Origin of the sequence: Bauldia sp. (assembly GCA_037200845.1) — a bacterium.
Classification (GTDB): domain Bacteria; phylum Pseudomonadota; class Alphaproteobacteria; order Rhizobiales; family Kaistiaceae; genus DASZQY01.
This window is the reverse complement of record JBBCGQ010000001.1, coordinates 2,510,078-2,521,787: the sequence shown is the minus strand read 5'-3', so window position 1 is coordinate 2,521,787 and position 11,710 is coordinate 2,510,078. Positions and strand designations below refer to the sequence as shown.

Below are 11,710 nucleotides of genomic sequence, written 5' to 3'. Positions count from 1 at the left end.
ATGCTCTACTACCTCGGCCAGTTCGGCGAGCACCTCTCGGTCCTCAACATCTTCCGTTACATCACGTTCCGCACGGCGGGGGCGACGGTGACGGCGATCGTGTTCGTCTTCCTGTTCGGGCCGACGATCATCGCGGCGCTGCGCATGCGTCAGGGCAAGGGCCAGCCGATCCGCGCCGACGGTCCGCAGAGCCACCTGCTCACCAAAAAGGGCACGCCGACCATGGGCGGCCTGATGATCCTGTCCGGCCTCGTGGTCACGACGCTGCTGTGGGCGAACCTCACCAACCCCTACGTCTGGGTGGTGCTGTTCGTGACCATCGGCTTCGGCGCCGTCGGCCTCTACGACGACTACCTCAAGGTCACCAAGGCGACCGCCGGCGGCTACTCGGGCCGCGCCCGGCTCGCCATCGAGGCGGCCATCGCCATCGTCGCGGCGATCGCCTTCGCCTACATCGGCACGCAGCCCCTGGCGACGGAGCTCACCTTTCCCTTCTTCAAGGACGCGGTCATCAACCTCGGCTGGTTCTTCGTGCCGGTCGCGGCGTTCGTCATCGTCGGCGCCGGCAACGCGGTGAACCTCACCGACGGCCTCGACGGCCTCGCCATCGTGCCGGTGATGATCGCGGCGGCGAGCTTCGCGCTCATCGCCTATCTCGCCGGCAACGCGGTGTTCGCCGACTACCTGCAGATCCACCCGGTGCCGGGCACCGGCGAACTGGCCGTGGTGTGCGGCGCGCTGCTCGGTGCGGGCCTCGGCTTCCTCTGGTTCAACGCGCCGCCGGCGGCGATCTTCATGGGCGACACCGGATCGCTGGCGCTCGGCGGCCTGCTCGGCGCGGTCGCGGTCGCGATCAAGCAGGAGATCGTGCTCGCCATCGTCGGCGGCCTGTTCGTGCTGGAAGCGGTGTCGGTGATCGTGCAGGTCGCGTCGTTCAAGCTGACGGGCAAGCGCGTCTTCCGCATGGCGCCGATCCATCATCATTTCGAGGCGCTCGGCTGGACGGAATCCCAGATCGTGATCCGCTTCTGGATCATCGCCGTCGTCCTCGCCCTCGTCGGCCTCTCGAGTCTCAAGCTGCGATGATCCCGGTCTTCTCCTTCCGCAACCAGAACGTCGCCGTCTTCGGCCTTGGCGAGAGCGGCAAGGCGACGGCGCTGGCGCTCATCGCCGGCGGCGCGCTGGTGTCGGCCTTTGACGACAGCGCCGTGTCGGTCGATGCCGCGGCGTCGGCGGGCGTACCAGTCGAGGATCTGCGGATTGCCGACTGGCAGAGTTTCGCGGCGCTGGTGCTGGCGCCGGGCGTGCCGCTGACGCATCCGAAGCCGGCGTGGCCGGTGGTATCGGCGCGCGCGGCGGGCATCGAGGTCATCGGCGACATCGAGCTGTTCTGCCGCGAGCGCACCCGCAACGTGCCCGCGGCGCCGTTCATCGCCATCACCGGCACCAACGGCAAGTCGACGACGACGGCGCTCATCGCGCATATCCTTTCCGCCACCGGGCGCGAGGTGGAACTCGGCGGCAATATCGGCCGCGCGATCCTGTCGCTCGAGCCGCCGCGTACCGGGCGCTACCACGTCATCGAGTGCTCGTCGTTCCAGATCGATCTGGCGCCCAGCCTCAATCCGTCGATCGGCGTGCTGCTCAACATCACGCCCGATCATCTCGACCGCCACGGCACGCTTGCCGCCTACGCGCGCATCAAGGAGCGGCTGGTGGCGCAGTCGGAGATCGCGGTCATCGCGATCGACGACGAGTGGACGCAGTCGACGGCCGACCGCCTGCAACGCGCGGGCAAACGCGTCATCCGCATCTCGGCCCGGCGGCCGCTCGCCGACGGCGTCTACGCCGAGGGCGCCGACATTTACGTCGCCTCGAACGGCAACGCGGTGAAGTTCATGTCGCTCGACGGCATCTCGACGCTGCGCGGCCAGCACAACGCGCAGAACGCCGCCGCGGCCATCGCGGTCTGCCGCGCCTCGGGCCTCAGCGACGCCGAAATCGCGACGCAGGTGCAAACCTTCGCCGGCTTACCGCACCGCCTGGAGGAGGTCGGCCGCCGCGGCCGCGTCACCTTCATCAACGACAGCAAGGCGACCAACGCCGACGCCACCGCCAAGGCGCTCGCCGTCGTCTCGCGCATCTACTGGATCGCCGGCGGCCGCGCCAAGGCCGGCGGCATCGCCAGCCTCAAGCCATACTTCCCGCGCATCGAGAAAGCCTACCTGATCGGTGAGGCGGCAAAGGATTTCGCCAACACGCTCGGCGACGACGTGCCGTGGCAGATGTGCGGCACGCTGCAGAACGCGGTCAACGCCGCGGCGGCGGATGCCGCCGACGACAACCGGCCGGGTGATCCGACCGTGCTGCTTTCGCCGGCGTGCGCGTCCTACGACCAGTTCCAGAACTTCGAGCGGCGGGGCGACGCCTTCCGCCTGCTCGTGCGTCAGCTCAACGGGGTCACCAGCCAGGGGAGGGCTGCCTGATGGTCAGCCGCGCCAACAGAAGTGCATTTTCCGAGTGGTGGTGGACGGTCGACAAATACCTGCTTGGCGCGGTCATCGTGCTGATGCTGGGTGGCGTCGTTCTATCGTTGGCCGGCTCGCCGGCGGTGGCCGAGCGCCTCGGCTACGACAGCTTCCACTTCGTCAAGCGGCACGTCGAATTCTTCGTGCCGGCACTCGCGGTGATGATCGGGACGTCTTTCCTTAGCCCGCGAAATGCCCGGCGCACGGCGATGGTCGTGCTGCTCGTCGCGCTCATGCTGATGCTGGCGACATTGTTCGTCGGCTTCGAGGTCAAGGGCTCGCGCCGCTGGATCAACCTCGTCGGCCTGTCGCTGCAGCCGTCGGAGTTCATGAAGCCGGCCTTCGTCGTCGTGGTCGCCTGGCTGTTCGCCGAAAGCCGCGTCCGCACCGACATCCCGGGCAACATCTTCGCGCTCATCCTGCTCGCCATCGCCGCGGCGCTGCTCATCGCCGAGCCCGACTTCGGCCAGACGATGCTGATCACGCTCGCCTGGGGCGCGCTGTTCTTCCTCGCCGGCATGTCGTGGGTGTGGATCGCGGCGCTGGGCGTCGTCGCGGTCGCGGGAACCTTCGCCGCCTACACGATGCTGCCGCACGTCGCGCAGCGCATCGACCGGTTCATGTCGCCGCAGTCGGGCGATACGTTCCAGGTCGACAAGGCGCTGGACTCGATCATGCACGGCGGCTGGTTCGGGCAGGGGCCGGGCGAGGGCATCGTCAAGCGCGTGCTGCCCGACGCGCACACCGACTTCATCTTCGCGGTGGCGGCGGAGGAATTCGGCATCATCGTCTGCCTGGCGCTGGTCGCGGTCTTCGCGCTTATCGTGTTCCGCGGCCTGTCGCGGAGCGCGCGGAGCGAGGATCCGTTCGTGCGCCTCGCCTCGGCCGGGCTGGTCGTCCTGTTCGGCGTCCAGTCGGTGATCAACATCGCGGTCAACCTCAACCTGATGCCGGCCAAGGGCATGACGCTGCCGTTCATTTCCTACGGCGGCTCGTCGATGATCGCGGTCGCCTTCGGCATGGGTCTGCTGCTCGCCTTCACGCGGCGCAAGCCCGAGGCACGCCGCGTCCGCCAACCGCTCGCCGCCGAGCCGCAAGTCACGGCGGCCTGACGTTGGCCGGTCGTCTCGTCCTGATCGCCGCCGGCGGCACCGGCGGCCATCTCTTTCCGGCGGAGTCGCTGGCGCTGGCGCTCAAGGCGCGCGGCTGGCGGGTGCAGCTTGCGACCGACCACCGCGTCGAAACCTACGGCCACGATTTTCCGGCGGAGAAGATTCACTTCATCCAGTCGGCGACGATCACACGCTCGCCGGTCGGACTGGTGACGGCGCTGGCGTCGCTGGGCTGGGGCGCCCTGCGGTCGCGCGTTCTCGTCCAGCGCATCAAGCCCAACGTGGCGATCGGCTTCGGCGGCTACCCGACCGTGCCGCCGATCCTTGCCGCCGCGTCGGCCAAGATCCCGACCATCGTGCATGAGCAGAACGCGGTGCTCGGCCGCGCCAACCGCTTCCTCGCCAAGCGCGTCACGCGGCTGGCGACCAGCTTCGCCAAGGTCGGCGGCACCGAGGCGCTGGCCGCCAAGGTCGTGCAGACCGGCAACCCGGTTCGCCCTGCGGTGCGCGAAGCTGCCGCGACTCCTTATCCCGCACGTAGCGCCGCCGATCCGTTCCGCCTGCTCGTCTTCGGCGGCAGTCAGGGCGCGCGTTTCTTTTCCGATCTGATGCCCGCCGCCGTCGCGCTGATGGGCAAGGACATGCAGGCGATCCTGAAGCTCACGCAGCAGTGCCGGCCCGAGGATATCGCCCGTGTCCGTCAGGGCTACGATCTGCTGGGCATCAACGCCGACCTGCAGCCGTTCTTCTCCGACATGCCGAAGCGGATCGCTGCGAGCCATCTCGTCGTCTCGCGCTCGGGCGCCTCGACCTGCGCCGAGCTCGCGGTCATCGGCCGGCCGGCGATACTGGTGCCGCTGCCGCATGCGCTCGATCAGGATCAGAAGGCCAACGCCACGGTGCTGGCCGAGGCGGGCGGCGGCTGGCTGATCGATCAGGCGGCGCTGACCCCGGCGCGTCTCGCCGGCGAGATCGTGCGCACCATGAAGGAACCGGAGCGGCTGACGGTCGCCGCCGCGGCCGCCAAAGGGCAGGGCAGGCCGGACGCAGTTGACCGGCTCGCCGATCTGGTGGAACAGGTCGCCGCATGATCGAGCTCGACCCCTCCCCAAAACCGCTGCGCGGTTTTGACCCTCCCGCAAGGGGAGGGTTGGAAAAGAGATGAAGCAGCTCCGCGAAGACATCGGGCCGGTGCATTTCATCGGCATCGGCGGCATCGGCATGAGCGGCATTGCCGAGGTGCTGGCCAATCTCGGCCATCGCGTGCAGGGTTCGGACGCCGCCGACAACGCCAACGTCCAGCGGCTGCGTGCTCGCGGCATCCCGGTCTTCGTCGGCCACAAGGCCGAGAACCTCGGCGCCGCCAAGGTGGTGGTCGTGTCGTCGGCGATCAAGCGCGACAATCCGGAGCTGATCGCGGCGCGCGAAAAACTGCTGCCGGTCGTGCGCCGCGCCGAGATGCTGGCCGAGCTGATGCGCTTCAAGCAGGCGGTCGCCATCGCCGGCACGCACGGCAAGACGACGACCACGTCGATGGTGGCGGCACTGCTCGACGCCGGCGGTTTCGATCCGACCGTCATCAACGGCGGCATTATCAACGCCTACGGCACCAATGCGCGCATGGGCGCGTCGGACTGGATGGTGGTCGAGGCCGACGAATCCGACGGCACGTTCGTCAAGCTGCCGGCCGACGTCGCGCTGGTCACCAACATCGATCCCGAGCACCTCGATCATTACGGCTCGTTCGACAAAGTGCGGGAGGCGTTCCTTGAGTTCGTGGAGAACGTGCCGTTCTACGGCTTCGCCGTGATGTGCCTCGACCATCCGGAGGTGCAGGCGCTGGTCGGCCGCATCGAGGACCGCCGCATCGTCACCTATGGCGCGAGCCCGCAGGCCGACGTGCGCTACGTCGATCTGCGCATTGAAGGCGGCAAATCGCATTTCTCCGTGCTGGTGCGCGATCGCCTGGGCGGCAAAACGCACATGATCGAGAATCTCGCGATCTCGATGCCGGGCGAGCACAACGTCCAGAACGCGACCGGCGCGCTGGCGGTCGCGCACAATCTGGGCGTCGCCGACAAAGCCATCGTCGCGGGCCTCGCCGGCTTCGGCGGCGTCAAACGGCGCTTCACGCGCACCGGCGAATGGAACGGCGTCGCGATCATCGACGATTACGGCCACCACCCGGTCGAGATCGCCGCCGTATTGAAGGCGGCGCGCTCGATCAGCGCCGGGCACCACGTCATCGCCGTCGTCCAACCGCACCGCTACACGCGGCTGCACGATCTGTTCGACCAGTTCTGCCTCTGCTTCAACGACGCCGACACGGTCATCGTCGCGCCGGTCTACGCCGCCGGCGAGGCGCCGATCGAAGGCGCCAGCCGCGACGCGCTGGTCGCGGGCCTGAAGACTCGCGGCCACCGCGATGCACGGCCGCTGGAAGGTCCCGAGGCGCTGGCGCCGATGATCCGCGACATCGCGCGGCCGGGCGACATGGTCGTCTGCCTCGGCGCCGGCTCGATCAGCGCGTGGGCCTACGCGCTGCCGGAGCAACTGGCGAAAGCCGGCGGGAAGGCTTAGATTCGAGCCATGAGCGATGCTGAAACCATTCTCACCCGGGAAATCAGCCGCGACCAGCTCGTTGCGGAACTGAAGGCGTTGCGGCCGAGGTTCGAACGCGAGGGCGTGCTTCACATGGCGCTTATCGGCTCGCGCGCGCGGAGAGATAACCGCCCCCACAGCGACGTCGATCTTGCCATCGAAGTGCTGGACGGAGTGCGTCGGTTTTCGCTGCTCGACATGATCGGCGTGAAGCACGTGGTCGAAGATTCTCTCGGTCTCCAAGCCGACGTCTTCATGCTGCGGAGTCTCGATCCTGCGTTGCGCGCCAACGCGCAGCGCGATCGAGTCGACATCTTTTGACGCCTGAACGGCCGCAGCAGCGCGCGGATGACATAAAAGTCCGCATTCGCCTGATACGACGTCTGCTCGACGGAAAGTCGCTTAACGAAGTCGGCGCCGACCTTGTTGCGCGCGCGGCATTCGAGCGCTTTCTGGAGATCATCAGCGAAGCATCGCGGCATCTGCCGGATGATTGGAAGGCAGAACATCCGGAGATTGAGTGGCGGCGTATTGCTGATATCGGCAACGTCATGCGTCACGTCTATTCGGCTGTCGACCTCTCCATCCTGTGGGCGATCTACGAGCGTGACCTCGATCCGCTCGAAGCAGCGATTGAAGCCATGCTTGCAGCGTACGGAAAATGACGATGCCGCATTTCGGCGATTTCGCCGGCGTCCGCGGCCGGCTCACGCCCAATGCCGAGATCGCGCCGTTCACATGGTTCCGCGTCGGCGGGTCGGCGGAGCTTCTGTTCCAGCCGGCCGATGCCGACGACCTCGCGTTGTTCCTGTCCAAGCTCGACGCGTCGGTGCCGGTCACCGTCATCGGCGTCGGCTCCAATCTTCTGGTGCGCGACGGCGGCATCGCGGGCGTCACCATCCGCCTGTCCGCCAAAGGCTTCGGCCAGGCGACGCGCGAGCCGGGCGAGCGCATCCGCGCCGGCGCCGCGCTGCCCGACAAGCGGCTGGCGTCGTTCGCGCTGGAGCAGGGCTTAGCCGGCTTTGCGTTCTACTACGGCATCCCCGGCACGATCGGCGGCGCCCTCCGCATGAACGCCGGCGCCAGCGGCGGCGAGACCAAGGACCGGCTGATCGAGACGAACGCCATCGACCGGCAGGGCAGGCGGCATACGCTCGCCAACGCCGACATGGGCTTCACTTACCGGCACTCGGCCGCGGGCGACGACCTCATTTTCACCGACGCCGTGTACCAGGGCACGCCCGCCGATCCCGCCGCGATCAAGGCCGAGATGGATGCGGTCGAGGCGCACCGAGAGGCGGCCCAGCCGATCCGCGAGAAGACCGGCGGCTCGACCTTCACCAACCCGCCCGGCAAGAAGGCGTGGCAACTGATCGACGCCGCCGGCTGCCGCGGGCTTCACGTCGGCGGCGCGATGGTGTCGGAGATGCACTGCAATTTCCTGATCAACACCGGGCCGGCGACGGCGCACGACATCGAACTGCTCGGCGAGACGGTGCGCGCCCGCGTGCTCGAAACCAGCGGCGTGCGGCTGGAGTGGGAGATCAAGCGGGTAGGGCGGTTCAAAGGCGAGGAAATCCGGCCATTTTTGGTGGATGGTTGAATTCTACCATCCGTGGGTATATTTCTACCTTTGGAGGTTGCAATGGGCATCAACATTAAGAATACCGAGACCGAGCGGCTTATCCGCGAGTTGGCGGAGATGACGGGCGAAGGAAAAACTCAGGCCATCGGGACTGCTGTTCGTGAGCGGATCAATCGACTGCAAGCAAAGAGTCGCGCTGAACAGCGATACAAGGCGATGACGGAGATCGCCGAGGAGATAGCGCCCCTGTTAAAGGACTTCGACATGGATGACGCGCTCTACGGTCCTGACGGGCTATATGACCGGGAAACCGGCTTGCCGAAATGATCGTCGATACTTCGGCGCTCGTCGCGATTATTCATTATGAGCCCGAGGCAGAGCTCTTCCAGAAGATAATCAGCGAGGCCGAACCCGCACGCTTATCTGCGGCAAGCTATGTTGAACTGGGTGTCGTCATCGCGCGCGGCCGCAATCCACGGATCAGCAACACACTTGATTATTTTCTCGATGGTGCTGGCATCATCATCGAGCCGGTGACCGAGAAGCAGGCGCGGATCGCGCGCGAGGCTTATCGCGACTACGGCAAGGGCAGCGGCCACCCTGCCGGCCTTAATTTCGGCGACTGCTTCGCTTATGCACTCGCCCGAGATCTGGGGGAGCCGTTGCTGTACAAGGGCACTGACTTTGCGCACACCGACGTCCGGTCCGCGCTGAAATGACCAAACACGTCGCGGTCCTGATGGGCGGCTGGTCGTCCGAGCGGCCGGTGTCGCTGTCCTCCGGCGGGCAGTGTTCCGATGCGCTGGAGGCCGAGGGCTACCGCGTGACGCGCGTTGACGTCGGCCGCGATGTCTCGGAGGTGCTGGGGCGGCTGAAACCCGACATCGCCTTCAACGCGCTGCACGGGCCGTTCGGCGAGGACGGCTGCATCCAGGGCATCCTCGAGTATCTCGCGATCCCCTACACGCACTCCGGCGTGCTCGCCTCGGCGCTGGCGATGAACAAGCCGAAGGCCAAGGACGTGATGCGCGCGGCGGGCATCCCGGTCCCCGGCGGCGGGCTGTTCAGCCGCCTGGAGGCGGCCAGGGCCCATGTGATGGAGCCGCCGTACGTCATCAAGCCGCCGGCCGAAGGTTCGTCGTTCGGCGTGCTGATCGTGAAGAAGGACCAGACCCACCCGCCGCAGCAGCTTTATTCGTCGGAGTGGGCCTTTGGCGACACAGTGCTGGTCGAACCGTACGTCGGCGGGCACGAGCTGACCTGCGCGGTTGTCGGCGACCGGGCCCTCGACATTATTGATATCGTTACGGATAATCGCTTCTACGACTACGAGGCGAAGTATGCGACCGGCGGCTCCCGCCACATTCTTCCGGCGCAAATTTCACCAATTATTTACCAAAATGTACGGATGCTTGCTCTGCGCGCTCATCAGGCTTTGGGCTGTCGTGGAGTTAGCCGTTCCGACTTTCGGTACGACGATCAACTCGAGGGTACGGACGGTCTCGTCTGCCTCGAAGTGAACACGCAGCCCGGCATGACAGCGACGTCTCTGGTTCCGGACATGGCGGCTTATGCCGGCATGAGCTTCCGGGACCTGGTGCGCTGGATGGTCGAGGATGCGTCTTGCAATCGGTAGCAGATAGAGCGGACTCACTGGTCGATGACGAGATGGTGCGGGCGCGGGCCTCGCATCACATCGTGCTGCCGCGCTTCCTGCGCCGGCCGGTCAGGGTGCTGCGCCGTGCCAACTGGAAGCTGCCGCGCCATCTCGGCATCAAAAGCCTCGCTGCGCTGTTTCTCGTCACCGCGGTAGGCGGCGTAGTCGTCGGCGGCCATGGCATGACCGTGCTTTCCGCCGCCACCGCCGCGGTCGGCTTCGGCATCGAAAACGTCAAGATGACCGGGCAGAGCGAGACCTCCGAGGTCGATGTGCTCGCCGCGCTCGATGTCGGCCAGTATCCCTCGACGCTGACCCTCGATCTGCAGGATGCGCAGGCACGCATCGAAAAACTGCCGTGGGTCAAGCGCGCGGCGCTGAAGAAGCTGTTCCCCGACACGGTCGAGATCGCCATCGTCGAGCGCGAGCCCTATGCGCTGTGGCAGCACGACGACACGCTGTCGCTGATCGACGACGCCGGCAAGGTCATCACCGACGATATCGACGATCGCTATGCCGCGCTGCCCAAGGTCATCGGCGCCGGTGCGGCCGAGAAGGCGACGGCCTACACCGCGCTGCTCGATCCGTTCCCGGCCATCGCATCGCAGGTGCGCGCCGGCATTCTCGTCTCGGAAAATCGCTGGACGCTGGTGCTGGGCAACGGCATCGAGCTGATGCTGCCCGAGAAGGATCCGGCGGCGGCGCTCGGCACCATCGCGGCGCTCGACCGCGATCAGTCTCTCTTGTCGCGTGAAATTGCGGCGGTCGATCTTCGCGAGCCCGGTCACATGATCGTGCGGCTTACCGGTACGGGTCTGACTGCCCACGACGCTGCGCTCAAGGAGCGTGAGAAGCTGGCCAAGAGCGGAAGGACGAACACCTGATGGGTATGTTCGCGTCTTCCGAGGGCCGGTCGCTCTCGCGCCGTCCAACGATCGTGTCGGTCCTCGACATCGGCTCGACCAAGGTGTGCTGCGTCGTCGCGCGGCTCACTCCGGCCGAGCAGGGCGAGGCACTCCGTGGGCGCACCCACACCATCGAGGTGCTCGGCATCGGGCACCAGCGCTCGCGCGGCATCAAGTCGGGCATCGTCGCCAACCTCGACGCCGCCGAGCAGGCGGTGCGCGCCACCGTCGATGCGGCCGAGCGGCAGGCCGGCGTCACGGTCGAGTCGCTGATCGTCAATCTCTCCGCCGGGCGGCTTGCCAGCGAGACCACGTCGGCCACCGTCGATCTCGGCAGCGAGCCGGTCGGCGACAAGGACATCGGCCGCGTGCTCGCCGCCGGCCGCCGGCACTCGGTCGCGCCCGGCCGCGCCATCATCCATTCGCTGCCGATCGGCTACGGCCTCGACGGCGACGGCGGCATTGCCGATCCGCGCGGCATGGTCGGCCACAAGCTCGGCGTCGCCATGCACATGGTCACCGCCGACCAGCCGCCGCTCCGCAATCTCGAGCTCGCCGTCAACCGCTGCCATCTGTCGGTCGAGGCGCTGGTAGCCTCGCCCTATGCCTCCGGCCTGTCGGTGCTGGTCGACGACGAGGCCGAGCTCGGCTCCGCCGTCATCGATTTCGGCGGCGGCACGACCTCCATCGCGGTCTTCAATCGCGGCGAGCTGGTGCATGTCGATGCCATCGCCGTCGGCGGCCAGCACATCACCACCGATATCGCGCGCGGCCTTTCGGTGCGCATCGAGGACGCCGAGCGGCTGAAGACGATGTACGGCAGTGCGCTGCCCGGCATATCCGACGAGCGCGACGTGCTGTCGATCGCGACCATCGGCGACGACGAGCACTCCGGCCCGACGCAGGTGCCGCGCGCGGCGCTGACGCGGATCGTCCGGCCGCGCGTCGAAGAGATTCTGGAACTCGTGCGCGACCGGCTCAATGCCTCCGGCTTCGCGCATCTTTTCGGCCGCCGCCTGATCCTCACCGGCGGCGGCTCGCAGCTCAACGGCCTTGCCGAAGCGGCGCGGCGCATCCTTGCCCGCAACGTTCGCCTCGGCCGGCCGCTCGGCATCGCGGGGATGCCCGAGGTCGCCAAGGGTCCGGCGTTCGCCGCGGCCGTCGGGCTGCTGATCTATCCGCAGGTCGCCGAGATGGAGCAGATCGACGACCGGCGCACGGAATACGCGATGACCGGAACGGGCGGCGGCTTCGTCGCCCGCGTCGGGCAGTGGTTCAGGGAAAGCTTTTAGGGACTGGAGTTCCGGGCGCCGTGGCGGCGG

At 67.1% G+C, this 11,710-nt stretch carries 13 protein-coding genes; all 13 read left to right on the top strand.

Going from position 1 to position 11,710, the window contains the following annotated elements; translation table 11 throughout:
- On the top strand, positions 1–1,086 hold the full coding sequence (gene mraY, locus WDM94_12515; protein MEJ0013418.1) for a phospho-N-acetylmuramoyl-pentapeptide-transferase: 1,086 nt from the start codon (positions 1–3) through the stop codon (positions 1,084–1,086).
- On the top strand, positions 1,083–2,486 hold the full coding sequence (gene murD / locus WDM94_12510; protein MEJ0013417.1) for a UDP-N-acetylmuramoyl-L-alanine--D-glutamate ligase: 1,404 nt from the start codon (positions 1,083–1,085) through the stop codon (positions 2,484–2,486). Before mraY ends, murD begins: the two co-directional genes overlap by 4 nt.
- Positions 2,486–3,640: a putative lipid II flippase FtsW gene (gene ftsW, locus WDM94_12505; protein ID MEJ0013416.1), complete on the top strand. Its 1,155-nt coding sequence runs from the start codon at positions 2,486–2,488 to the stop codon at positions 3,638–3,640. The genes murD and ftsW overlap by 1 nt, the downstream gene beginning before the upstream one ends.
- 2 nt (positions 3,641–3,642) lie before the next feature.
- Positions 3,643–4,731: an undecaprenyldiphospho-muramoylpentapeptide beta-N-acetylglucosaminyltransferase gene (gene murG, locus WDM94_12500; protein ID MEJ0013415.1), complete on the top strand. Its 1,089-nt coding sequence runs from the start codon at positions 3,643–3,645 to the stop codon at positions 4,729–4,731.
- Positions 4,732–4,801: 70 nt separating this feature from the next.
- The gene (gene murC, locus WDM94_12495) at positions 4,802–6,220 is read left to right on the top strand and encodes a UDP-N-acetylmuramate--L-alanine ligase (GenBank protein MEJ0013414.1); all 1,419 of its coding nucleotides are present in this window, start codon (positions 4,802–4,804) and stop codon (positions 6,218–6,220) included.
- A 9-nt stretch (positions 6,221–6,229) separates the two neighbouring features.
- Positions 6,230–6,562, top strand: coding sequence for a nucleotidyltransferase domain-containing protein (locus WDM94_12490; protein ID MEJ0013413.1), 333 nt, complete (start codon positions 6,230–6,232; stop codon positions 6,560–6,562).
- Complete coding sequence (locus WDM94_12485) at positions 6,559–6,906, top strand: HepT-like ribonuclease domain-containing protein (protein ID MEJ0013412.1); 348 nt, start codon at positions 6,559–6,561, stop codon at positions 6,904–6,906. Before WDM94_12490 ends, WDM94_12485 begins: the two co-directional genes overlap by 4 nt.
- Before the next feature lie 2 nt (positions 6,907–6,908).
- Positions 6,909–7,844: a UDP-N-acetylmuramate dehydrogenase gene (murB, locus tag WDM94_12480; GenBank protein ID MEJ0013411.1), complete on the top strand. Its 936-nt coding sequence runs from the start codon at positions 6,909–6,911 to the stop codon at positions 7,842–7,844.
- Positions 7,845–7,886: 42 nt separating this feature from the next.
- On the top strand, positions 7,887–8,153 hold the full coding sequence (locus WDM94_12475; protein ID MEJ0013410.1) for a type II toxin-antitoxin system VapB family antitoxin: 267 nt from the start codon (positions 7,887–7,889) through the stop codon (positions 8,151–8,153).
- Positions 8,150–8,545 (top strand): type II toxin-antitoxin system VapC family toxin, encoded by a 396-nt coding sequence (locus WDM94_12470; protein MEJ0013409.1) that lies wholly within the window; start codon positions 8,150–8,152, stop codon positions 8,543–8,545. The genes WDM94_12475 and WDM94_12470 overlap by 4 nt, the downstream gene beginning before the upstream one ends.
- The gene (locus WDM94_12465; GenBank protein MEJ0013408.1) at positions 8,542–9,462 is read left to right on the top strand and encodes a D-alanine--D-alanine ligase; all 921 of its coding nucleotides are present in this window, start codon (positions 8,542–8,544) and stop codon (positions 9,460–9,462) included. Before WDM94_12470 ends, WDM94_12465 begins: the two co-directional genes overlap by 4 nt.
- Entirely contained in the window at positions 9,450–10,367 is a 918-nt protein-coding gene (locus WDM94_12460; protein ID MEJ0013407.1) for a cell division protein FtsQ/DivIB, read from the top strand. The genes WDM94_12465 and WDM94_12460 overlap by 13 nt, the downstream gene beginning before the upstream one ends.
- On the top strand, positions 10,367–11,680 hold the full coding sequence (gene ftsA / locus WDM94_12455; protein MEJ0013406.1) for a cell division protein FtsA: 1,314 nt from the start codon (positions 10,367–10,369) through the stop codon (positions 11,678–11,680). The genes WDM94_12460 and ftsA overlap by 1 nt, the downstream gene beginning before the upstream one ends.
- The last annotated feature ends 30 nt before the right edge of the window (positions 11,681–11,710 follow it).